This window comes from Marinobacterium sp. xm-a-127, from assembly GCF_013283425.1.
Taxonomy (GTDB): Bacteria; Pseudomonadota; Gammaproteobacteria; order Pseudomonadales; family Balneatricaceae; genus Marinobacterium_E.
Genome location: NZ_WBYH01000003.1, coordinates 170,372 through 192,320, shown reverse-complemented (window position 1 = coordinate 192,320; position 21,949 = coordinate 170,372). Strand labels below are relative to the sequence as shown.

Below are 21,949 nucleotides of genomic sequence, written 5' to 3'. Positions count from 1 at the left end.
CCTTTAGACCCATTTTTATGACATCTTATTTGGAAACATTTCTATGAGTGACGTTAAACACCACAGTCTTATCATTCTTGGTTCTGGCCCTGCCGGATACACTGCTGCTGTCTACGCAGCTCGCGCCAACCTAAATCCGGTTGTTATCACGGGTATGCAAGCGGGCGGTCAGCTAACCACAACCACCGATGTCGACAACTGGCCAGGTGATGCTGAGGGTGTTCAAGGTCCTGAATTGATGCAGCGCATGCAAGCGCACGCCGAACGCTTCAACACCGAAATCATCTACGACCACATCAATAAAGCTGAATTGACGGAGCGTCCATTCCGTCTAACCGGTGATACTGGCGTCTACACTTGTGATGCTCTGATCATTGCAACCGGCGCCTCCGCTCAATACCTCGGTTTGGACTCTGAAGAGGCGTTTAAAGGCAAAGGGGTAAGCGCCTGTGCAACCTGTGACGGTTTCTTCTACCGCAATCAAAAGGTAGTGGTTGTGGGTGGTGGTAACACGGCCGTGGAAGAGGCACTCTATCTCTCGAACATTGCGAAAGAGGTGGTCCTTGTTCACCGTCGCGATACCTTGCGCTCTGAAAAGATCCTGCAAGATAAGATTTTTGAACGTGCCGAGAATGGCAACATCACTCTGATGTGGAACAATCAACTCGATGAAGTGCTGGGCGACGATATGGGTGTAACCGGAATTCGCGTGAAAAGTACCGAAACTGGTGAGACTCAAGAGATTGACGCTCAAGGTGTCTTCATTGCAATCGGCCACAAACCCAACACTGAACTCTTTGACGGCCAGCTGGATATGCAACATGGCTACCTTAAAATCAAAACAGGTCTTGAAGGTAACGCCACTCAAACCAGTATTGAAGGGGTATTCGCAGCCGGTGACGTCGCTGACCACTCATACCGTCAAGCGATCACCTCAGCTGGTTTTGGCTGTATGGCAGCCCTAGATGCAGAACGCTACCTTGACGATCTAGCTAAGTAATCCAATGATCCCCTGGCTCACTCCGGGAGAGCCCTATTTCCCAGACACCCGCCTCGCACTCGATGACCCAAACGGGTTGTTGGCTGCCGGCGGGGAGCTGAATGCAGCCTGGTTAGCTGCCGCCTACCCACAGGGGATATTCCCTTGGTTTAGCGAAGACGACCCGATTCTATGGTGGTCACCCTCCCCCCGCTGCGTGCTCTACCCAACACAATTCCATGAATCAAAATCGCTTAAAAAACGCCTCAGAAAAGAGCAATTCGCTGTCAGAATCGACTCTCAGTTCGAAGAGATTATTAGGCAGTGTGCTGCGCCCAGAGGTGAAGATGGCACCTGGATAAGCGAGCAGATTATTTCCGCCTACACCGAGCTACATCATCAAGGGATCGCCCACTCTGTAGAGGTCTACCAAGATGATCAACTTGTCGGTGGTTTATACGGCATTGCGATCGGGCGACTCTTTTTTGGCGAGTCGATGTTTTCGCGTGTACCAGACGCGTCTAAAGTGGCCACTAAAATTCTTTGTGCAGAATTAGAAAAAGCGAACTATGCTGTAATTGATTGCCAGATCTACAATCCACATCTGGCCTCACTGGGTGCAGTTGAGATCGAACGGACCGAGTTTGAGCAGCTGTTAACACATTGCAAAAGGACGCCTAGCCATAATCCTTGGGCAAAGCGAAATTGGTATCCCGATGTCGAATCTGCAAACGCTTAAGTTTTTTGTCACGCCTGATCATGACTGCAGCTATATAGAGCGAGCGACAGCCAAAACTCTGTTCGTTGACCCACAAGCCCCCCTGGATAAACCGACCTACTCGCAACTGACTCAATATGGCTTCCGACGCAGTGGCACCCACGTTTACCGCCCCCATTGCGATGGCTGTGCTGCCTGTATCTCAGCGCGCATTCCGGTCGATCGTTTTAAACGCTCAAAATCTCAACGTCGCATTTGGAATAAAAACCAAGACATCTTAGTTGAGACGATCGAACCTCGTTTCGATGAAGAGATTTACGATCTCTACGCCCGTTACATCAACGCACGCCATGATGACGGTGATATGTACCCTCCCTCACAAGATCAGTTCATCAGCTTTTTAGTGGAGAGCAACCAAAGCACGCAGTTTCACCTGTACCGTGATAGTGAGGGTGAACTGCTCGCAGTCGCTGTGACTGATCAGCTCGTTGATGGTCTATCAGCGGTCTACAGCTTTTTTAGTCCTGATCATGATCAACGCAGTCTTGGCGTGTTTGCTGTTCTCTGGCAGGTGGATTACCTGAAACAGATTAACCTTCCCTACAACTACTTAGGTTACTGGGTGAAAAACTGTAAAAAGATGGCCTACAAAACACAGTATCAACCCATTGAGATCTTGCTGGATGATGTTTGGGTTGATGCCACGGACGATATGATCAAGTGATTGTCTAGCCGACCAGAGTCTACGACCTAAACTATTTCACTTTTTTAGCAATTTAGTGCAGAATACGCGACCTTCAGGTCAAGTAACGCACAAAAGCGATCAATTCCACGCTAAGCGATACTTGGTAAAGAATTCCAAAGGTAGGTATTAATGGCTAAAGAAGACGCTTTTGAAATGGAAGGAACGGTAATCGATACCCTTCCCAACACGATGTTCCGTGTAGAACTAGAGAATGGTCACGTAGTAATCGCGCACATCTCTGGCAAAATGCGTAAAAACTACATCCGTATCCTTACGGGTGACAAGGTTAAAGTTGAATTGACTCCTTACGATTTGAACAAGGGTCGTATCACTTACCGCGCTCGTTAATCGAGACCTACAAAAAAATGGCCACTATACAGTGGCCATTTTTGTTTCTGTGCTGGTTTCAAGATCGAGTTCACCTTCAGGGTTCACTACAATCTCAACGGATCCGCCCTCTTTCGACAGTTCACCAAACAGGATCTTCTCGGCCAACGGCTTTTTGATCTTCTCTTGAATTAGGCGACGCATTGGACGCGCACCCATCTTCTCATCATAGCCATGCTCGGCCAGCCAATCGCAGGCTTCATCACTGGCATGAATACTGACCTTTTTATCGTCTAGCTGAACCTGTAGCTCCATAAGGAACTTATCAACCACACCACGCACGATCTCTCTCGTCAGCGCTTTGAACTGAACGATAGAGTCCAAACGGTTACGGAATTCAGGTGTAAAGAGTCGTTTAATCGCCTCCATACCGTCACTGCTGTGGTCTTGTTTAGCAAAACCAAAGCTGGCACGTCCCATATCCTCAGCACCGGCATTGGTGGTCATGATCAGAATCACGTTACGGAAATCAGCTTTACGACCGTTGTTGTCGGTCAAGGTACCGTTGTCCATCACCTGCAACAGTAGGTTAAAGACTTCGGGGTGAGCTTTCTCTATCTCATCAAGCAGCACAACAGCGTGCGGTGATTTAGTCACCGCCTCGGTCAACAGACCCCCCTGGTCAAAACCAACGTACCCTGGTGGCGCACCGATCAATCGGGAGACAGTATGACGCTCCATGTATTCCGACATATCAAAACGAATCAGCTCAATACCTAAAATACGAGCCAGTTGCGATGTCACCTCGGTTTTACCCACACCTGTTGGCCCGGCAAATAAGAAGCTACCGACCGGCTTGTTGGGCTCTTTAAGTCCAGCACGTGATAGCTTGATTGCCGCCGACAGGTTATCGATCGCTTCATCCTGACCCAAAACAACCATTTTCAAATTGGTATCAAGCTTAGCCAGTTGTTGCTTGTCAGAAGCTGAAACCGACTTAGGCGGGATTCGAGCGATCTTAGCGACAATCGTCTCGATTTCGGGCACATCAATCGCTTCAACTCGATCCTCTTCAGGAATGAGTCGCTGATAAGCACCCGCCTCATCGATGACATCGATCGCCTTGTCTGGAAGATGCTTCTCATTGATGTAACGATCCGCCATTTCAGCCGCCGACTTCAGGGCAGCATCGGTGTAACGTATCTCGTGATGCTCTTCAAAGCGTGATCGAAGACCTTTCAAAATTTGGTAGGTATCTTCGACACTAGGCTCTAACACGTCCACTTTTTGGAAACGGCGTGCCAAGGCGCGATCTTTCTCAAAAATGCCGCGGAACTCTTGGAAAGTCGTTGATCCAATACAGCGCAACTGACCTGAGCTTAATAGAGGCTTGAGCAGATTACTGGCATCCATAGAGCCACCCGAAGTGGCGCCGGCGCCAATAATGGTGTGAATCTCATCAATGAACAGAATCGCTTCGCGCTGATCTTTGATCTCGTTTAGCAGTGACTTAAGGCGTTTTTCAAAGTCGCCACGATACTTCGTCCCAGCAACCAGCGCACCCAAATCTAAGGAGTAGACAACTGAATTGGCAATCACATCAGGCACTTGCTCTTCAATGATTAGCTTCGCCAAACCCTCTGCAATGGCTGTCTTACCGACACCGGCCTCACCCACTAACAGCGGATTATTCTTGCGACGACGTGACAGAATCTGAACAACACGCTCAACCTCTGAGTCACGCCCCACCAGCGGGTCGATCTGACCAACCGCTGCCTGTTTGTTTAAATTGATCGCATACTTAGAGAGCGCACTCTCCTGTTTCTGCTCATCTTTCGCATCCGCTGCAGCAGACTGCTGCTCATTGTCTGACTCACTGTCCGAAACGCCATGCGATAAAAAGTTCACGACGTCCAACCGCTCTATCCCTTGCATCTTAAGGAAGTAAACAGCTTGGCTCTCTTGCTCACTGAAAATAGCAACCAGAACATTGGCGCCGGTGACCTCGGTCTTGCCCGACGACTGGACATGAAATACCGCGCGCTGAAGGACACGCTGAAAACCAAGTGTTGGCTGGGTTTCGGACGCTTCGACATTATCGGGAAGCTGAGGCGTTGTCTCTTTAAGGAAGTTGTGCAGCTGATTGACCAGTGCATCAAAGTCAGCCCCGCAGGCAGCCAGTACTTCAAACGCATGACGATTATCGATCAAGGCCAATAACAGATGTTCAACGGTCAAAAACTCGTGACGAGACGTACTGGCTGATTGAAAAGCCTGACTTAGAGTATCTTCTAACTCTCGATTCAACATAGCGAATCTCCTTATGCCTGCTCTACTTCACAGAGTAGCGGATGTTTATTGTCACGTGAATACTGATTAACTTGTGCCGCTTTTGTCTCAGCAACATCTTTAGTATAGACGCCACAGACGCCTTTGCCTTGGGTATGAACGGCCAACATCACTTGAGTGGCTTTCTCTTCGCTCATGTTAAAGAAGCCCATTAACACTTGAACCACAAACTCCATCGGCGTGTAGTCATCGTTCATGAGCAGCACTCGATAGAGCGAGGGTTGCTTCAATTCAGGTTTCGCCTCAGCCGTGGCCAATCCCGGTGGATGCTGTTGATCGTCGTCTTGATCGGACATTTCAGGCTGTGCATGACGCTTTGTAATACTCATTTTCACCAAATTAATCTAAATATAAAAAATTACCGCTTTAGAGTTTATGCATTTTTCGAAAAGCGCTTCATTACCCAGCGCCCGCTAAATACTCTTTAAGTGTAACAAACAGTCAGTGTGTTGAACCCATTACGGATCGTTCATTTAACCAGTTTACGCACTCATGTTACAGATCAGATTGCATAGGAGGATGTCATGCATAGAGGTCAGGTGAAGTGGTTCAACAACGTCAAAGGTTTTGGATTTATTCTGTGTGATCAGTTTGATCAGGAGCTTTTCGTACACTTCAGTGCTATTCAGAAAGAGGGCTATAAAACCCTTAAAGCGGGTCAAGAGGTCGTCTTTGACGCTAAACCCGTCGAGAGCGGCTACCACGCTATCAATATTCAGTTCGACGTAGCCTAAAAGGGCTCATTCTGGGACTTGGGGCTGGCAGACTTATCGCGTACACTGCGCGATACGTTTTGAGTACTCCTACCCTATGTCTACCCTCTATCTACTGAACAAACCCTTTAATGTCCTACCCACCTTTACCGATGATCAGGGTAGAGACACGCTTGCACAGTTCATTGATATCCCCAAAATCTACGCCGCAGGCCGTTTAGATTACGATTCCGAAGGACTACTGGTCTTAACCAGTGACGGCGAACTGCAGCACCGGCTCGCACATCCTAAGTTCAAACTCCCCAAAACCTACTGGGTTCAAGTAGAGGGCAGTATCACTGAACAGGCTTTGGATCAGCTAAGACAAGGGGTAGAGTTAAAAGATGGCTTAACCCGCCCCGCCAAAGCAAACATCATCCAGATCGATGAACCCTGGCCAAGAACACCACCGATTCGTGAGCGCAAAAACATACCAACCAGCTGGATTGAGCTGGTCATCAGTGAAGGGAAAAACCGCCAAGTCAGACGAATGACGGCGGCCGTCGGATTTCCAACCTTACGTTTGATTCGCTATGCCGTGGGTGAGTGGACAATCGATGATTTAGCACCAGGCGAGTGGCGAAAGTTGGACGTTAACCTAGCACCACTGCCTAAAAAGAGAACTCAACCTGCGAATAACAGGCGGACTAGCGGTCGCCCCAGCTCTTCGCGGCCTCGACGTCGCTAGCTTTCTGCTCGACCCAAACCGATCCTTTATCACTCACCTCACGCTTCCAAAACGGCGCGTCACGTTTTAGATAATCCATAATAAAGCTGGCCGCTTCAAATGCAGCATTGCGATGCGCCGAACTCACAGCCACTTGCACAACCTCTTCGGACAGCCCCATAGGACCGACTCGGTGCACAATATAGATACGTTTTAGCGGCCAACGTTCTCGTGCTTGAGTCGCTATATTGGCTAAGGCCTTTTCAGTCATGCCTGGGTAGTGCTCTAGCTCCATGAACTCTAAATCGGCATCCGGCAATTCACGCACCATGCCTGTGAATGAGACCAGTGCCCCCACCCCTTCTGGTGACTCTTTCAACCAAGTCAAACCATCTGAACTGTCAATCGGTTGCGTAACGACTTCAATGCGATCTTGCATTCTGACCTCAAAATTAAGAAACACCGCCTAGAAACGGCTTAAAATCTGATATGATAATCAGCTATTTTATTGCAGATAGTTAAACGATGCACGACTCCAAACCAAACCGCTGGTTTCCACATGCGACCGTCGCAACAATTGTTGAGAAAGAGAATCGCTTTTTACTGGTAGAAGAGATCATCAACGGCGATCAAAAGGTGCTTAACCAGCCAGCTGGCCATGTTGAAAATGGAGAAACTCTGTTTCAAGCAGCACTGCGTGAAACCGAAGAGGAGACCGCATGGAGCGTTGAACTGGATGCCCTACTGGGACTCTATGTCTACCGCGTGCCTGAATTAGATCTCACCTTCCATAGGGTGACTTTTATCGCGAATGCGCTGTCGCATAACCCTGAACAGGCATTGGATGAGGGGATTCTCCAAGCGGTCTGGATGACGCGCGATGAGGTAGCAGAGAACAAGCACCGTTTACGCAGCCACCTGGTACTGGACTGCATCGATGACTATTTGGCAGGCAAACGCTACCCACTTAATTTAATACACGATCAATTAGACTGACTTCATGAGCACAAAATCGATCACCGAGACAAAAGTTATTGTCGGCATGTCTGGCGGCGTGGACTCCTCTGTCTCTGCATACCTTTTAAAAGAACAGGGCTACCAAGTTGAAGGTCTGTTCATGAAAAACTGGGAAGAGGACGACGGTACTGAGTACTGTACCGCTCTTGAAGATCTTGCCGATGCACAAGCAGTGTGCGACAAACTTGAGATCAAGCTTCATACAGCTAACTTTGCAGCAGAGTATTGGGACAACGTCTTCGAACACTTTTTAGAAGAGTACAAAGCGGGGCGCACCCCCAACCCAGATATTCTCTGCAACCGAGAAATCAAATTCAAAGCCTTTCTTGAGTATGCCCAACTACTGGGTGCCGACATGATTGCAACCGGTCACTACACACGTCGTCGCCTGCAGGGTGAGAAGGGCGAGCTGTTAAAAGGTCTAGATCCCAACAAGGATCAGAGCTACTTCTTACACCAGGTGGGCCACCAAGAGCTGGCCATGACGCTATTCCCTGTTGGAGAGTTGGAGAAACCTAAGGTTCGTGAGATTGCAGAAAAGCTCGATTTAATTACCGCCAAGAAGAAGGACAGCACGGGTATCTGTTTCATCGGTGAACGTCGCTTTACCGATTTCTTAAAACAGTACATCCCCGCTCAACCAGGCAATATCGTCACACCCACCGGGGATGTCATCGGAAAACACCAGGGCTTGATGTACTACACCCTTGGGCAGCGTCAGGGCCTCGGAATCGGCGGCCTAGCCAACTACTCCGAAGATCCATGGTTCGTGGCGGGTAAAGATTTGAACGCTAATGAACTGATCGCAGTGCAAGGCATCGATAATGAGCTGCTCTACAGTGATTGGCTCTATGCGTCCGAGATTTTTTGGATCAACGGTGAAGAGCCTCAGCTACCGATGAGTTGCACAGCAAAAGTCCGTTACCGACAAGCGGATCAAGCCTGCCGCATTGAGAAGCATGATAAGGGCTACAAGGTCTATTTCGACCAACCTCAAAGAGCGGTTACACCGGGACAATCTCTGGTCCTCTATCAAGACGATCTCTGCCTAGGCGGTGGCGTTATTGAACAGAGTTCACGTGACCTGACTTGGGGGGATCGATAGATGTCGAGGGCAAAACAAGAACAAGCGATCGCAATGGCTGCCATCTTCCAAGCAGCTCACCTCGTCGATCAGATTGCGCGCCAAGGGAGCTGTTCAAGCAGCAGTTTCGAAGTCTCTATCGCGTCACTGTTCGAGATGAACCCAGCTACGACTGAGGATATATTTGGCGGTCGACAGCAACTCAAAATCAATCTCAATGATGGCTTTAATTCAATACAGCAAATTATTGATAAAAAAGAGAATACTTACTCACCAATGGTGATGCGCTACGCACTAAGCCTGATCACATTGGAGCGCAAACTGGCCAAGAACAGCGACTACCTGAACACCATTTCAGAGCGCCTGGATGAGCTTGCCAAAAAAGCGGACTACTTCTGGCTGAACAATCACCGTGATGACGAACCGACCGATGCCAGTCGATTCACTCACAGCTCAGTAATAGCTGGTATTGACGCTCTCTATCAAGAGACGATCAGCAACTTTAATTTCAGAATTCAGGTACAGGGTGACCCACGCAATCTGCAGAACAATGAAAATGCAGCCCGCATACGCGCCCTTCTACTGGCAGGCATTCGAGCGGCTATTCTTTGGAGACAGGTTGGCGGCCAACGCTGGCACTTGATCTTCTTTAGATCGCGCGTCGGTGACGCCCTACAAGAGCTGAAGCGTCTTTAAATAGAGATCTCTGCCAGATCCTTTCGCGGTTTCAGCTTTGCTGAATTCGCTCCTACAATTGTGCTTCGTAGAAATATAGTACGGAACTCGGATGTGGGAGCGAATTAGCGCGAAGTTGCGGTGACTGGCTTTTAGCCTGTCATCCACTGACGGGCTTCCAATGGAGGCGCTGGAAATTGCTGATAGAGCGGATGACAGGCTAAAGCCTGTCACCACAACCTTAGACACTCCCCAACCTCTGCTTTTTTCTATATAATCTCGACCCTTAAATTCACGCTATTCAAGAGACCCCATTCATGGAACTCACTGCTCTAACAGCCGTATCGCCCGTTGATGGCCGCTACGGAAGCAAAACCTCTGCCCTTCGTACTATTTTTAGCGAATTCGGATTGATCCGCTTCCGTGTTGAAGTTGAGATCCGTTGGTTGCAGCAATTAGCTTCACACCCGCAGATCACTGAAGTCCCTGCATTAAGCAGCGAAGCCAATGCACTGTTAGATACACTGGTTGCTGAATTCTCTTTAGAACAGGCTGAGCGCATCAAAGAGATCGAGCGCACAACCAACCACGATGTAAAAGCGGTTGAGTATTTCATTAAAGAGCAGATCTCTGGCAATGCAGAGCTAAACGCGATCAGCGAATTTGTTCACTTTGCTTGCACCAGTGAAGATATTAACAACCTGTCTCACGCACTGATGCTGAAAAACGGCGTCGCCGTAATGCGCACAGAGATGGAAGCGATTGAACAGGCCATTGCAAAGATCGGACAAGATTTTGCCACTCAGCCAATGCTATCGCGCACCCACGGCCAGACAGCTTCACCATCGACCTTAGGTAAAGAGATGGCTAACGTAGCTTACCGTCTGCGTCGTCAAATCAAGCAGCTAGACAGCATCGAGTACCTTGGCAAGATTAACGGTGCCGTTGGTAACTACAATGCCCACCTAAGCGCATACCCAGAGATCGACTGGGAAGAGAATGCCAAGAGCTTTATTGAAGGTCTAGGATTGAACTTCAACCCCTACACGACGCAGATTGAACCTCACGACTACATTGCTGAGTTGTTCGACCTAGTCTGTCGTTACAACACCATCCTGATCGACTTTGATCGTGACGTTTGGGGCTACATCGCCTGGGGTTACTTCAAGCAGAAAACGATTGCTGGCGAAGTGGGTTCATCAACCATGCCACATAAAGTTAACCCAATTGATTTTGAAAACTCAGAGGGCAACTTGGGCATCGCGAACGCAGTAATGGGCCACCTGACCATGAAACTGCCAATCTCTCGCTGGCAGCGCGATCTAACAGACTCAACCGTACTGCGTAACCTAGGTGTCGGGTTTGGCCACAGTCTGATTGCCTATGCATCGACACTGAAAGGCATTAGCAAACTTGAAGTGAACGCGGCACGCCTAGATGAAGATCTAGACAACAGCTGGGAAGTGCTAGCTGAGCCTATTCAGACAGTGATGCGCCGTTATGCGATTGAAGAGCCGTATGAGAAGCTAAAAGCACTGACTCGCGGTAAAGGGATGACTAAAGAGGTGATGCTCGATTTCATCGAAACACTTGAGATCCCAGAGTCCGCTAAAGCAGAGCTTCGCACACTGACACCGGGTACTTACGTCGGTAATGCAGCAGAACAAGCGTCTCGCATCTAATCGATGAAGCGCTGAATAAAACGCTCCTTATGGGGCGTTTTTATTGTTTAACACAACAGATCACCCATCATGCTGAACAACATTCGAATTGTTTTAGTCGAGACCTTCCACCCTGGAAACATTGGAGCGGCGGCTCGCGCACTGAAGAACATGGGACTGGGCCAACTCTGGCTAGTCAACCCTCGTGAGTTTCCAAGTGAAGAGGCCACTTCGCGTGCCGCTGGCGCTAAAGATTTATTGGAGAGTGCGAAGGTGGTTGCAACCCTCGAAGAGGCGATTGCAGACTGTCAGCTGGTGGTCGGCACCAGTGCTCGTGAAAGAACCTTCGACCTCCCCTTGCAAGACTTAGAGAGCGCTGCACAACAGATTCATACTGAATCACACTCCGGCGAAGTCGCGATCATCTTTGGGCGCGAGACCATGGGTTTAAACAATAAAGAGATGCTGATGTGTAATCGACACCTGTTTATTGATGCCAACCCAGACTACCCGGTTTTGAATGTTTCACAGGCGATTCAACTGGTTTGCTATGAGTTACGCCGTGCCAGTCGCCTAGCACCTGAAAAAGTTGAAGAGGCACCCTACCCGCGCCAACATGAGATGGTTCTATTCTTTGAACACCTAGAGCGCGTGCTACGTCGAGTCAGCTTTATCATCCCTCAACACGAAGGACGCGTATTGGATAAACTGAAACGCTACTTCAATCGCACCCGTCCAGAGAAAACCGAGATGGGTATGTTACGAGGCATTCTCAACGCCGTCGAAGAGACCCTGGATCGCGAAAACAAGGGAAGCTAACGCGCGAAACCGGACATCGCCTCATCTTCGATAAGGCTCCAACAACAATCCATCGAACGCATTCTCGATCGCAAATGGCCGAACCCCCGTAGGAGCGATCTCGCAGAGGTCGCGAAACCGGACATCGCCTCATCTTCGATAAGGCTCCAACAACAATCTATTGAACTCGTCTTCCCTTTCACACACGCATTAAGGCTTTTCCAAAAACGCCTCTAAACCCGCAGCAGCAACCGCATGATCCTCTGGCGCTTTAGCACCTGCTACCCCTAGCCCCCCGATGGTTTCATCGCCCAGCTTAACGGGTAGACCACCAGCGATCAGAGAGACTTTAGGATTTTGCGCTAGCCCCTGCATCACCAATGGACGCTCACCCACAATCTCCTGCCACTTAGCGGTTGGCCAGCCATAGCTCGCAGCGGTGTAAGCTTTACGCTCCGCAAACTCCAAAGAGGCATCCGGCGCCTTAGGGTTTCTGAGTACCACTAAAGGCAGACCTGAGCGATCGACGACAACCACATTCATGGCGAACCCTTGAGTATCCGCTTCAGCTTGAACGGTTTTAGCCAATTCAAGTGCCGCTTCCATTGTTAAAGAACGAACCGATTCAAACATAGCTTCCCTGGTTACCTCATACCACTCTATGACTTTGCTTGTGGTACTGATCAAAGAGCACAATGATCAGTAACAGCCCCAACAAACTTAAACTCAGGTATCCCAAGAAGCTACCTGCCATTGCAAGATTATCCCCAACGAAATACCCAAAACCAAAATAGATTAACAACCAACCAAGCCGACCTATTAGACAGTTTAGCCAGTATTTTGTTCGACCTAATGAAGAGGCACCTGCCATCAGGCTGACAACCGCACTGATGTGCGCCACCAAAGATCTCGACAGTATTAGTGTCAAAGAGCCCCAACGGTGAAAAAGATGCTCTACCCTGTGACGACTCTTCTTATTGAAACCAAATTTTGCGCCGTGCTTATCGAACCAAGCGGTATCCATTCGTCGACCCAACTCAAACAACAGAACATCACCTAAAAACGCTGCAACCACTATCCCAACAGCCGCAAAAAAAGCATCGAACAGACCTGAGAAGGCCATTAGCCCCACTATTCCGGTCATTGGACCCGCTGGTACAGGCAAACCTAAAGCACCAAGTAATACAACCGCTAGCACGATAGGAAGACCATAAAGAGCCAACCCCTCATACAAGAGCTCATTGAGCGACGCTGACCAAGAGCCATCATCACTCTGCTGCAAATCACCTGACTGGGGAACTAAAGACTGAACCTTAGCAATCAGAGTCAGTTCACTCATACCTCGACTCTCCGCAATCGATTTTAACGTTGAGCTCTTCTCTGGCAACGGCGCACCTAGCACCCCTACCAATCCCTCTAATGAAACCTGATAATGGTCAATTAAATCACTCAGTGTATCTTTAGCACGGATATCTGCAGCGGTCTCAGAACCCAACAACCTCGCATTGTTAAGCACCGTATAGGTTTTATAACTCTTATTCACATTGAACAGAGTAAATGCCGTCAATATTATGAAAACAACCAAAAAGCTCTTTTTAGAGAGCTTGGGGAGGATGATAAGAGGGATTTTCACGACAGTTTTTTCTGCCAAAAGAGGGCTTCACCCCCTAGTTCACCAAGATCGTAGCCTTTATAGCCCAACCGTTTGTAAGCAGACTGAGCAACGCCATTCTCCTCTAATACTTCCAAGGTAATTTTGCAGCAGTTCAACTCCTTAGCCACCGCTTCGATAGCAGCAAAGAGTGCATCGACAACACCCTTACCTCTCGCTTGGGGTGCCACATAAACGTCGTGAATATTGATCAATGGAGCGGCATTAAAGGTGCTAAAGCCCATAAAGGCATTAAGCAGCCCCACTGGCTGATCATTCACATAGGCAATAAAGCTATTTGCACCGTCTACCTCAGCTAATTTAGCAGGAAGAGCCTGCTTCACTTCATCACTAAGCGGAGTGTCACCCCCCAAGGGATCCAATGCATAGGCATTTAATAGAGTGACAAGATCTTTACCCTGTTGCGGGTCTAGGTAATCGACTCGTGTAATCTGTAATTCATTCATCACTGAATAATAGTAGCTCACCCAGGATCGGTCTATCTAATTCATCTATTGGTGACTGGCCTTCAGCCTGTCATCCGCAGTTAGGTTGTTGGAGCGATCTCGAAGAGGTCGCGATTAATTTTCGTATGCATCTAGCTAGTAGCGACGGTGACTGGCCTTCAGCCTGTCATCCGCAGTTAGGTTGTTGGAGCGATCTCGAAGAGGTCGCGATTAATTTTCGTATGCATCTAGCTAGTAGCGACGGTGACTGGCCTTCAGCCTGTCATCCGCAGTTAGGTTGTTGGAGCGATCTCGAAGAGGTCGCGATTAATTTTCGTATGCATCTAGCTAGTAGCGACGGTGACTGGCCTTCAGCCTGTCATCCGCAGTTAGAATTTAATACCTATCTGGAAAACACCGATAAAGCTGATGACAGGCTAAAGCCAGTCACTGGAATTCTTAACAAAGTAGATATCACCCACCGGCCCTTTAATTTAAAATGAAGCCATCATTTTTAAAGGATTGGCTATGTACACAATTAACTGGGGTGATTTAACGGTTGAGACGTTTCTGCGTGACTATTGGCAACAGAAACCAGTGTTAATTCGCAATGCATTTCCCGACCTTGAACCCGTTGTCAGCTCTGATGAATTGGCAGGCTTATCCCTCGAAGAGGAAGTCGAATCGAGACTGATTCAATTCAAACCGGACAGCTCAGAATACCAGTTGGAATGTGGTCCTCTAAATGAGGAGACCTTCGCACATCTTCCAGAATCGCACTGGACGCTTCTAGTGCAAGCCGTAGACCACTACTCCCCCGAAGCAAAAGCATTGCTAGATGCCTTCAACTTTGTCCCTAACTGGCGCATCGATGATCTGATGATCAGCTATGCAACGCCGGGTGGTGGTGTTGGACCACACTATGACAACTACGATGTCTTTTTAATTCAGGCTAAAGGGACACGTCGCTGGGAGTTGGGTGCTATCGAATCCAGCCAATCACCCCGTTTACCGGATGCGCCGGTTATGATTCTGAGTGAATTCCAATGCCTAGAGAGCTTTGATCTGGAGCCGGGCGATATGCTCTACCTCCCTCCACAAGTCGCTCATAACGGCATAGCAACCAGTGAAGATTGCGTCACCTACTCTGCAGGATTCAGAGCACCATCCGATGCCGAGATACTGCGAACCGTATCAGACAGCATCGGTGAAGCCCTGACTAGCGAACACCGGTTTAGTGATCCTAAACGAACTCTTTGCCAATCGCCGGGGGAGATCGATCAAGCGTCCATCACTCAAATCGAACAGCGCCTAAAAGCACTTTTATCCAATCGGGAACAGCTTGAAAGCGCTTTAGGGTCCTTGTTTTCAGAACCTAAGTATCCTGATCAAACTGAACAGCTTGACCCAGAGGATTACGATGATTGGATACTGGGCGCCACCGAGGACGGTATCGAGCTTCTTCCAAACAACCGCCTGCTCTATTCTGATGGTGAACAGTTCAAACTCTTCTGTAACGGCGTTCAGCTAGAGGTCGATGACGCAGAGATAGAACTTGCTAAACAGCTAGCCAATCAAGGTTACCTATCAGCTAATCAGTACAAGATTGGCGAGTCATCGCTCATCAAACAGCTCTTTACTCAGGGAGCCATTCAGTAGGTAATCGTGCCTTCACATTAAACCAGCGGTTCGCCAAAGGACAGCTTATGTCGCTTTTATACTATTTTCCACCTACAACTTCTTGCCATGCACCAAAGGTCTTATAGAAGAAATTGGTATATAAAAAGAGTATTTAATCGCTGTAAAAACAGACAATTTACGACCATTTACTATTAAACTTAAGTCGCTAAACCATAGTCTATATTAAAGTAAGTTATTGTTTTATATAAATTAAAACAAATATCACCACATTGACTGCTTGTAGTTTAACTACAAGAAATACGACCACCCCCTAACTGACACCCTCCATTCTATGCTGCTATGCACAAAAGCACTTTGACAGCAGGTGCAGCAATCCTCATGATGTCGCCATCGGTCAGGTTTGATTTTTTTGAACCGACAGAGATTTAACACAATCGGGTGCACAGGTACCCATTATTGAGGATGAGATATGTCTACATACAAACAAGAGATTGAAGCTCAACAAGCGACTTGTAACCAGTACGGCGGCACTTGGTCAGCAATCAATGCTGAATCTGCTGCACGCATGAAACTTCAGAACCGTTTCCACTCGGGTCTAGATATCGCTAAATACACTGCAGCGATCATGCGCAAAGATATGGCTGATTACGATGCTGATACATCTAAATACACTCAGTCTCTAGGTTGCTGGCACGGTTTCATCGGTCAACAGAAACTAATCTCTATCAAGAAGCACTTCGGTTCTACTGACAAGCGCTACCTTTACCTATCTGGCTGGATGGTTGCGGCTCTACGTTCAGAGTTCGGTCCACTTCCTGACCAATCAATGCACGAGAAAACGTCTGTGCCAATGCTTATCGAAGAGCTTTACACCTTCCTTAAGCAAGCGGATGCGTGGGAACTTAACCACCTTTACCGTGAGCTAGACGCTGCACGTGACGCTGGCAACAACACTAAAGAGCAAGAGATCATCGCTAAGATCGATAGCTTCGAGACTCACATCGTTCCAATCATTGCTGATATCGATGCTGGTTTCGGTAACGCTGAAGCAACTTACCTGCTAGCTAAGAAAATGATCGAAGCCGGTGCATGTTGTATCCAGCTAGAGAACCAGGTTTCTGATGAGAAACAGTGTGGTCACCAGGACGGTAAAGTTACTGTACCTCACTCTGACTTCCTAGCTAAGATCAACGCTGTACGTTACGCATTCCTTGAACTTGGCGTAGATGACGGTGTAATCGTTGCACGTACTGACTCTCTAGGTGCTGGCCTAACTAAGCAGATCGCTGTGACTAACGAGCCAGGCGACCTAGGTGACCTTTACAACAGCTTCCTAGATGGCGACGTAATCAACGGTCCTGAAGACATCAACAACGGTGATGTAGTCGTTAAAGCGAACGGCCAACTAATGAAGCCTAAGCGTCTTCAGTCTGGCCTATTCCAGTTCAAAGCGGGTTCAGGCGAAGACCGTGTTGTTCTTGACTGTATCACGTCACTACAAAACGGTGCTGACCTTCTATGGATCGAAACTGAAAAACCACACGTTCAGCAGATCGCTGGCATGGTTAACCGCATCCGTGAAGTGATTCCAAATGCGAAACTTGTTTACAACAACTCACCTTCGTTCAACTGGACTCTAAACTTCCGTCAGCAAGTGTTTGATGCTTGGACTGCTGAAGGTAAAGATGTTTCAGCCTACGATCGCGCTAAACTAATGAGTGCTGATTACGATGAAACAGATCTAGGTAAAGAAGCGGACGCTAAAATCCAGAGCTTCCAGGCTGATGCATCACGTGAAGCGGGTATTTTCCACCACCTCATCACGCTACCGACTTACCACACGGCTGCTCTATCAACTGATAACCTAGCGAAAGGTTACTTCGGTGACGAAGGCATGCTTGCATACGCAGGCGGCGTTCAGCGTAAAGAGATCCGTCAGGGTATCGCGACTGTTAAGCACCAGGACATGGCTGGTTCTAACATCGGCGACGACCACAAAGAGTACTTCGCAGGTGATGCGGCTCTTAAAGCAGGCGGTAAAGACAACACAATGAACCAGTTCGCTAACGTTTAATCGTTAGACACTGCTCACAAAAAACGCGCCTTCGGGCGCGTTTTTTTCTTATAAAAACCTAGATAAGACCAAATTGGTATAAATTCAGAGGGCCTCACTTCTTAAACTCCAACTATAATGAGTTTATAACAAACCGAAAAAGCCGAAGAGACACAGATTAGATGGCACAAAATTTGCTAAGAATAGTGTTCTTATTAACGCTTAATTACTCATAAGTATGCAGTCTATGAATTCACATCTAAGCAATCTGTTACGCCACCCAATCTACTCACTGGCTTTAGCGTTATTCGTCGGATTGGCCAGTGCTGGTTTGACCCCCATACTTTTCTTCGACGCTTCTCATCGTGTTACTTGGTTCGATATTGGACTGTTTTCACCCCTGGTGCTTGTCGCGGCCTCGGCAATAGCGTCTAAAAGCCTAATCCTGCGTAATCGCCAAATTGGGCTCTACCTTTTGGGGTATCTCCCACTCCTCTGGTATCTAACAACTGAATCACTAGAGCAAACACTTATCAAAGGGGTCATTGTTGCCATTGTGGTTACCGTCGTTGTGCACACTAGCACCCCCATTTTTGATGACTGGAAGAGAGAGAGCCGAAGCAAGCGTTTACTGGGTGTACTTTCGGTGATCATCGGATCGCTTTTCATAGCTTATCTTGATGGAAAACTGAGTTACATTAGCTTTGCTGAACAGTTCTTACCGGCCTTTATCGCGATCTTAAGTGCGCGAATCTTCATCACTTGGCTAAACATCGATAAAACAGAGAGAGAGCCTTTTCAGATCTCTCATCTCATTCCGGTTGCACTCTTCATTGGACAATTACTCTTTGTAAACTTAGCACCCGACGCGTTTTTGAGGCCGGGCATTGTCATATCCCTTGCCCTACTCGCTGCTGCCATCACTCTACCCTACAGGCTATTCTGTCTCTTTTTGCCCATTGCCTTGATACTGAACGCAGTAGAGTTCTCTATCAGCCCCTATACCCAGACAATCGTAACCGATCGAGTTCTGCTTACATTAGCCATGGTTGCCTTCGTCGCTAGCTTTATTGCACTTAAAATTAGACAGCTAAATTTTGCTAAACTGAAACTTATCCAAAACCGCTCTGAATTAGAACAAGCCGTTAACCGCTTTGAGAAAGTATCCGCTGTTTCAGAGATCGCTCTTTTCGAGCAGATGGATGCGCAAGGTTCTTTATGGAGTAACCAACAACTTAAGAGTTTGTTGGGCATTGATCAACAGACCAAGCTGACATTACAGGGACTTTTAGGAAAAATATCTTTAAACGATCAACCGGCATGACTTGAAGATCTAACACCTCTGGATGATCAACCCTTCAGATCAATGGTCAGCATTAATGACAATTCAACCACTGCCAAAAAAGTATTATTGACGGTTAATGCCGATAAACAAGGTTTTCTATTTGGTTCACTGATTGATCAAACTGATACGCTTGAACGTGGACTGATAGCTCTAAAGGCTAAGCGTCAAGCAGAGCAATTTGAGAAGATCAATACAGCATTAATGCAGACATTGGAACAGGCGGCTGAAAAGTCAGGTTTCGATCTGGCCACAGTGCACCAAGAGTCAGAGACTATCCACTTCGCTTTCAAGGGTCATAGCGTTAATTTTCCCTCTACCGATTTTGCAGTTCATCAATTAGTAGAGAGAGTAAAACCATCGCACAAAGAGGCAATTAACTATCTCTTACAGGGCAAAATTGACAGCTGCGAAATTCCATTAAACCTTTCGAAAACTGAAACCATTTGGTGGAAAATCGACCGTATTGGCGTTGACCTTGAGAACAATGACAACCTGTTTATTCAAGATATAAGCTTGGAGAAACGAAACCAAGATAGACTTTTGAAGTCTCGATCTGATGCAGAACTGGCCATTCGAAAACTCAACATCACGACAGATACAGCAGGCATTGGTCTCTTTGAGATAGACCCGATTAATGAAAAAGTGCGACCATCTCCAACCTTACGAGAGATACTAGAGTTACCGGTTAGTGAATTTATCTCTATTAAGGGATTTTTAGGCCTCTTCGACGAAGGGAAGGATAGCGAATTTAAATCGACACTTTTGAATTTGTATACATTCAATGGTTCTAAACATTTTCACGTCACAATAGATAGTCAAAATGGTAAACGCTATTTTGATATTACAATGACCAGTCAGGGGCTATTGTCAGTTGACCGACAAATCCTAGGTAGCATGATCGAAACAACGGATCGACAGAGACTCATAGAGGAGTCAAAAGATCTCTTGCACCAATCAAACCTGTCGTTTGTTCAACTTCAGGAGCGCTTTGACAGTGAAAAACGGCTATTTGGCATTATTGCACATGAGATTAGAACCCCCGTCTCAGCCATAAAAATGATGCTTGAAGATGATAACGACCATAGTCTAGAGATCAATCAGAGTGTAAACCATCTATTGAATCTAATAGATGATCTTCGAAATGTTGTTAAACCTGAACAGCAAACTGCAAGACAGAGAAAAACCGGTCACATTTCGCAAACTTTGTTAGAAGTGTGTAACTCAATGCAAATCGCAGCCAAAGAGGCTCAAATTGATCTAGTTGTGTCAGAGTTGGACTGGGAAGACCCTGAAACCTATTTTGACACGACCTCTCTTAAACAGATGCTGATCAACTTTTTGCGCAACGCTTTTATTCATAGCGGTGCTAGTCAGGTCTCTGTTGATCTCTACAGACCGACGATCGACACCAACATCGTCAACTACACCATTAAAATAAGTGATAACGGACAGGGGATACCGAAGGAGTTTCAAGCCAATATATTTAATGCCTACTATCGCGGCGACTCAAAAGCGGATGGCAGTGGTATTGGCCTGTATCTCTGTATGCAAATTGCCCATGAATTGAGCGGCACTGTCCAATACGAAGATACCCCTGGTGGTGGCGCTACCTTCTTGATCAATCTAGCCGTGGATCTTATCTCAACGGACCCTAGCACTAGCGAGCCCGATTCACAGAAAACTTCAGAGCCAAACGAGTCAGCTCAATCAACTAAGGATTTGGACCTTACCAATAAGCGTGTTCTGGTCGCTGAAGACAATCTAATGATTCGCACGCTTACCAAAAAAATGATTGAGGGTCTTGGAGCCGAGGTGGTTGCTCAGGAAGATGGTCAGTTAGCTCTTGAGGCCGCTAAAGAGAACGACTTTGACCTAGTAGTGACGGATATTTTCATGCCAAACCTCGATGGATATGGCTTAGCATCAGCGCTTCGTGAGATCGGTTTCACCGGACCTATTGTCGGTGTGTCGGCTGCCACAATCGGTGAGGAGTGTGATCGATTAATCGAAGCCGGTGCTTCTGTGGCACTGGCAAAACCTATCTCTGTAGAAAAATTGACGGAAGCATTACAATCCATAGATCAACAAAACCAGAGTCTATGACATGTCGGACAGTTATCTATTTACGCCTCGCCCAGTCACCGCTTTAACGATTCGCGGTGACGAACGTCAATTTCCTGTGAATCGCATCTTTTGCGTTGGCCGAAGCTATCAAGCGCATGCGGCCGAGATGGGCGATAAGATTGATAAAACCACACAAGAGCCCTTCTACTTCATTAAAGACCTTAACGCCATTCAGGTGTCAGGAACCGATCTACCCTACCCTCCAGGAACCGAAGATCTACACTACGAGATGGAGTGGGTCGTCGCCATCGATCAGCCGGGCTTTGAGGTTGATGAATCCACAGCCGAATCAATGATCTTTGGCTACGCCTGTGGGTTAGATATGACACGCCGTGATCTGCAGCAGAAAGGCAAAGACAAACGTCGCCCTTGGGATCTAGGTAAAAACTTTGAAGGCGGTGCCATCATTACCGACCTGGTACCAAAATCGGTCACAGGAGTGCTTGAACGTGGCAGGATCGAACTGCGTGTGAATGGTGAAACCAAGCAGTCAGCTGACATCTCTGATCTGATCTGGTCACCCGCAGAGTTGGTCATGCACCTCTCTAAATATTACCACTTACAGCCGGGTGATCTTATCTACACGGGTACCCCTGAAGGAGTGGGCCCCGTTGTAAAAGGTGACCGTATCGAAGGCAGTATTGAAGCGGTGGGCTCAATTTCACTTAACATCGTATAACGAATTATTAAAACCCTCTCAAAAGGAGATAGTGATATGAAATGTAATGTCGGTGGAATGGATCGCGCTCTGCGCATTATTGTCGGTTTAATCCTGATTGGACTGGCCTTCACTGAGACAGTGGGTAGCTGGGGTTACATTGGTGTAATACCGCTGTTAACCGGTGTGTTTGGATTTTGTGGTGCTTACACACTGTTCGGACTGAACAGCTGTAAAACTAAGTAACACTTCATGGGTT

Annotated in this window: 24 protein-coding genes; 18 read left to right on the top strand and 6 right to left on the bottom strand. The window is 47.6% G+C overall.

What is annotated here, in order from left to right; all coding sequences use genetic code 11:
• Positions 1 to 43 precede the first annotated feature (43 nt).
• From trxB to infA, 4 genes are all read left to right on the top strand, one after another.
• Entirely contained in the window at positions 44 to 1,000 is a 957-nt protein-coding gene (trxB, locus tag XMA127_RS06885) for a thioredoxin-disulfide reductase (RefSeq protein ID WP_173481037.1), read from the top strand.
• 4 nt (positions 1,001 to 1,004) lie between these two features.
• Positions 1,005 to 1,718, top strand: coding sequence for a leucyl/phenylalanyl-tRNA--protein transferase (gene aat, locus XMA127_RS06880; protein ID WP_173481038.1), 714 nt, complete (start codon positions 1,005 to 1,007; stop codon positions 1,716 to 1,718).
• The gene (locus XMA127_RS06875) at positions 1,696 to 2,421 is read left to right on the top strand and encodes an arginyltransferase (RefSeq protein WP_173481039.1); all 726 of its coding nucleotides are present in this window, start codon (positions 1,696 to 1,698) and stop codon (positions 2,419 to 2,421) included. Before aat ends, XMA127_RS06875 begins: the two co-directional genes overlap by 23 nt.
• Before the next feature lie 150 nt (positions 2,422 to 2,571).
• On the top strand, positions 2,572 to 2,790 hold the full coding sequence (infA, locus tag XMA127_RS06870) for a translation initiation factor IF-1 (protein ID WP_169450742.1): 219 nt from the start codon (positions 2,572 to 2,574) through the stop codon (positions 2,788 to 2,790).
• 24 nt (positions 2,791 to 2,814) lie between these two features.
• Here infA and clpA read toward each other — a convergent pair whose 3' ends face one another.
• Together clpA and clpS are read right to left on the bottom strand one after the other, a co-directional pair.
• A complete protein-coding gene (gene clpA, locus XMA127_RS06865) occupies positions 2,815 to 5,079 on the bottom strand; it encodes an ATP-dependent Clp protease ATP-binding subunit ClpA (protein ID WP_173483680.1) in 2,265 nt (754 codons plus the stop codon).
• A gap of 11 nt (positions 5,080 to 5,090) precedes the next feature.
• Positions 5,091 to 5,447: an ATP-dependent Clp protease adapter ClpS gene (gene clpS / locus XMA127_RS06860; RefSeq protein ID WP_217362057.1), complete on the bottom strand. Its 357-nt coding sequence runs from the start codon at positions 5,445 to 5,447 to the stop codon at positions 5,091 to 5,093.
• Between the two features lie 195 nt (positions 5,448 to 5,642).
• Here clpS and XMA127_RS06855 point away from each other — a divergent pair, with 195 nt between their 5' ends.
• Positions 5,643 to 5,852 carry a cold shock domain-containing protein gene (locus XMA127_RS06855; RefSeq protein ID WP_173481041.1) on the top strand — a complete coding sequence of 70 codons (210 nt, stop codon included), beginning with the start codon at positions 5,643 to 5,645 and terminating at the stop codon, positions 5,850 to 5,852.
• Positions 5,853 to 5,928: 76 nt separating this feature from the next.
• Positions 5,929 to 6,558: a pseudouridine synthase gene (locus XMA127_RS06850; protein WP_173481042.1), complete on the top strand. Its 630-nt coding sequence runs from the start codon at positions 5,929 to 5,931 to the stop codon at positions 6,556 to 6,558.
• On the opposite strand, the gene XMA127_RS06845 is transcribed toward XMA127_RS06850, so the two are convergent.
• Positions 6,518 to 6,976 carry a molybdenum cofactor biosynthesis protein MoaE gene (locus XMA127_RS06845; RefSeq protein ID WP_173483679.1) on the bottom strand — a complete coding sequence of 153 codons (459 nt, stop codon included), beginning with the start codon at positions 6,974 to 6,976 and terminating at the stop codon, positions 6,518 to 6,520. The genes XMA127_RS06850 and XMA127_RS06845 overlap by 41 nt on opposite strands.
• Positions 6,977 to 7,062: 86 nt before the next feature.
• Between XMA127_RS06845 and XMA127_RS06840 the strand changes: the two genes are divergently transcribed.
• The 5 genes from XMA127_RS06840 (at position 7,063) to XMA127_RS06820 (ending at position 11,793) form a co-directional block, all read left to right on the top strand.
• Positions 7,063 to 7,533, top strand: coding sequence for an NUDIX hydrolase (locus XMA127_RS06840; RefSeq protein ID WP_173481044.1), 471 nt, complete (start codon positions 7,063 to 7,065; stop codon positions 7,531 to 7,533).
• A 4-nt stretch (positions 7,534 to 7,537) separates the two neighbouring features.
• Positions 7,538 to 8,659: a tRNA 2-thiouridine(34) synthase MnmA gene (gene mnmA / locus XMA127_RS06835; protein ID WP_173484016.1), complete on the top strand. Its 1,122-nt coding sequence runs from the start codon at positions 7,538 to 7,540 to the stop codon at positions 8,657 to 8,659.
• Positions 8,660 to 9,334 carry a high frequency lysogenization protein HflD gene (gene hflD / locus XMA127_RS06830; protein WP_173484017.1) on the top strand — a complete coding sequence of 225 codons (675 nt, stop codon included), beginning with the start codon at positions 8,660 to 8,662 and terminating at the stop codon, positions 9,332 to 9,334.
• 296 nt (positions 9,335 to 9,630) lie between these two features.
• Positions 9,631 to 10,995: an adenylosuccinate lyase gene (purB, locus tag XMA127_RS06825; protein ID WP_173481047.1), complete on the top strand. Its 1,365-nt coding sequence runs from the start codon at positions 9,631 to 9,633 to the stop codon at positions 10,993 to 10,995.
• Positions 10,996 to 11,064: 69 nt separating this feature from the next.
• The gene (locus tag XMA127_RS06820) at positions 11,065 to 11,793 is read left to right on the top strand and encodes an RNA methyltransferase (RefSeq protein ID WP_173484018.1); all 729 of its coding nucleotides are present in this window, start codon (positions 11,065 to 11,067) and stop codon (positions 11,791 to 11,793) included.
• Positions 11,794 to 11,982: 189 nt separating this feature from the next.
• Here the strand turns inward: XMA127_RS06820 and XMA127_RS06815 are convergent, their stop codons facing one another.
• The 3 genes from XMA127_RS06815 to XMA127_RS06805 are packed head-to-tail and all read right to left on the bottom strand — an operon-like array spanning position 11,983 to position 13,911.
• Positions 11,983 to 12,405, bottom strand: a complete 423-nt coding sequence (locus XMA127_RS06815) for a heme-binding protein (RefSeq protein ID WP_173481049.1) — start codon at positions 12,403 to 12,405, stop codon at positions 11,983 to 11,985.
• A 16-nt stretch (positions 12,406 to 12,421) separates the two neighbouring features.
• A complete protein-coding gene (locus XMA127_RS12065) occupies positions 12,422 to 13,405 on the bottom strand; it encodes a VTT domain-containing protein (RefSeq protein ID WP_173481050.1) in 984 nt (327 codons plus the stop codon).
• Positions 13,402 to 13,911 carry a GNAT family N-acetyltransferase gene (locus XMA127_RS06805; protein WP_371731437.1) on the bottom strand — a complete coding sequence of 170 codons (510 nt, stop codon included), beginning with the start codon at positions 13,909 to 13,911 and terminating at the stop codon, positions 13,402 to 13,404. The genes XMA127_RS12065 and XMA127_RS06805 overlap by 4 nt, the downstream gene beginning before the upstream one ends.
• 104 nt (positions 13,912 to 14,015) lie before the next feature.
• On the opposite strand from XMA127_RS06805, the gene XMA127_RS06800 reads away from it, so the two are divergent.
• The 7 genes from XMA127_RS06800 to XMA127_RS06770 all read left to right on the top strand — a co-directional run bounded on the left by XMA127_RS06800 (position 14,016) and on the right by XMA127_RS06770 (position 21,936).
• Positions 14,016 to 14,372, top strand: a complete 357-nt coding sequence (locus tag XMA127_RS06800) for a hypothetical protein (protein ID WP_173481051.1) — start codon at positions 14,016 to 14,018, stop codon at positions 14,370 to 14,372.
• A gap of 25 nt (positions 14,373 to 14,397) precedes the next feature.
• Positions 14,398 to 15,528, top strand: coding sequence for a cupin domain-containing protein (locus tag XMA127_RS06795; protein WP_173484019.1), 1,131 nt, complete (start codon positions 14,398 to 14,400; stop codon positions 15,526 to 15,528).
• A gap of 451 nt (positions 15,529 to 15,979) precedes the next feature.
• Positions 15,980 to 17,584, top strand: coding sequence for an isocitrate lyase (locus XMA127_RS06790; RefSeq protein ID WP_173483676.1), 1,605 nt, complete (start codon positions 15,980 to 15,982; stop codon positions 17,582 to 17,584).
• A 226-nt stretch (positions 17,585 to 17,810) separates the two neighbouring features.
• Positions 17,811 to 18,887 carry a hypothetical protein gene (locus XMA127_RS06785; RefSeq protein ID WP_173484020.1) on the top strand — a complete coding sequence of 359 codons (1,077 nt, stop codon included), beginning with the start codon at positions 17,811 to 17,813 and terminating at the stop codon, positions 18,885 to 18,887.
• 42 nt (positions 18,888 to 18,929) lie between these two features.
• On the top strand, positions 18,930 to 21,011 hold the full coding sequence (locus XMA127_RS06780; protein WP_173484021.1) for an ATP-binding protein: 2,082 nt from the start codon (positions 18,930 to 18,932) through the stop codon (positions 21,009 to 21,011).
• Position 21,012: 1 nt separating this feature from the next.
• Positions 21,013 to 21,711, top strand: coding sequence for a fumarylacetoacetate hydrolase family protein (locus XMA127_RS06775; RefSeq protein WP_173484022.1), 699 nt, complete (start codon positions 21,013 to 21,015; stop codon positions 21,709 to 21,711).
• 36 nt (positions 21,712 to 21,747) lie between these two features.
• Positions 21,748 to 21,936: a DUF2892 domain-containing protein gene (locus XMA127_RS06770; RefSeq protein ID WP_173484023.1), complete on the top strand. Its 189-nt coding sequence runs from the start codon at positions 21,748 to 21,750 to the stop codon at positions 21,934 to 21,936.
• Positions 21,937 to 21,949: the final 13 nt, after the last annotated feature.

Coding starts and splice junctions, on each gene's coding strand:
- XMA127_RS06845 (WP_173483679.1), bottom strand. CDS start 6,976: ATGCAAGATCGCATTGAAGTCGTTACGCAACCGATTGACAGTTCAGAT.
- XMA127_RS06815 (WP_173481049.1), bottom strand. CDS start 12,405: ATGTTTGAATCGGTTCGTTCTTTAACAATGGAAGCGGCACTTGAATTG.
- XMA127_RS06780 (WP_173484021.1), top strand. CDS start 18,930: ATGGTCAGCATTAATGACAATTCAACCACTGCCAAAAAAGTATTATTG.
- XMA127_RS06850 (WP_173481042.1), top strand. CDS start 5,929: ATGTCTACCCTCTATCTACTGAACAAACCCTTTAATGTCCTACCCACC.
- XMA127_RS06785 (WP_173484020.1), top strand. CDS start 17,811: ATGAATTCACATCTAAGCAATCTGTTACGCCACCCAATCTACTCACTG.
- XMA127_RS06855 (WP_173481041.1), top strand. CDS start 5,643: ATGCATAGAGGTCAGGTGAAGTGGTTCAACAACGTCAAAGGTTTTGGA.
- hflD (WP_173484017.1), top strand. CDS start 8,660: ATGTCGAGGGCAAAACAAGAACAAGCGATCGCAATGGCTGCCATCTTC.
- clpS (WP_217362057.1), bottom strand. CDS start 5,447: ATGAGTATTACAAAGCGTCATGCACAGCCTGAAATGTCCGATCAAGAC.
- XMA127_RS06840 (WP_173481044.1), top strand. CDS start 7,063: ATGCACGACTCCAAACCAAACCGCTGGTTTCCACATGCGACCGTCGCA.
- XMA127_RS06790 (WP_173483676.1), top strand. CDS start 15,980: ATGTCTACATACAAACAAGAGATTGAAGCTCAACAAGCGACTTGTAAC.
- XMA127_RS06820 (WP_173484018.1), top strand. CDS start 11,065: ATGCTGAACAACATTCGAATTGTTTTAGTCGAGACCTTCCACCCTGGA.
- XMA127_RS06770 (WP_173484023.1), top strand. CDS start 21,748: ATGAAATGTAATGTCGGTGGAATGGATCGCGCTCTGCGCATTATTGTC.
- aat (WP_173481038.1), top strand. CDS start 1,005: ATGATCCCCTGGCTCACTCCGGGAGAGCCCTATTTCCCAGACACCCGC.
- clpA (WP_173483680.1), bottom strand. CDS start 5,079: ATGTTGAATCGAGAGTTAGAAGATACTCTAAGTCAGGCTTTTCAATCA.
- XMA127_RS06775 (WP_173484022.1), top strand. CDS start 21,013: ATGTCGGACAGTTATCTATTTACGCCTCGCCCAGTCACCGCTTTAACG.
- XMA127_RS06875 (WP_173481039.1), top strand. CDS start 1,696: ATGTCGAATCTGCAAACGCTTAAGTTTTTTGTCACGCCTGATCATGAC.
- trxB (WP_173481037.1), top strand. CDS start 44: ATGAGTGACGTTAAACACCACAGTCTTATCATTCTTGGTTCTGGCCCT.
- XMA127_RS06795 (WP_173484019.1), top strand. CDS start 14,398: ATGTACACAATTAACTGGGGTGATTTAACGGTTGAGACGTTTCTGCGT.
- infA (WP_169450742.1), top strand. CDS start 2,572: ATGGCTAAAGAAGACGCTTTTGAAATGGAAGGAACGGTAATCGATACC.
- purB (WP_173481047.1), top strand. CDS start 9,631: ATGGAACTCACTGCTCTAACAGCCGTATCGCCCGTTGATGGCCGCTAC.
- XMA127_RS06800 (WP_173481051.1), top strand. CDS start 14,016: ATGCATCTAGCTAGTAGCGACGGTGACTGGCCTTCAGCCTGTCATCCG.
- mnmA (WP_173484016.1), top strand. CDS start 7,538: ATGAGCACAAAATCGATCACCGAGACAAAAGTTATTGTCGGCATGTCT.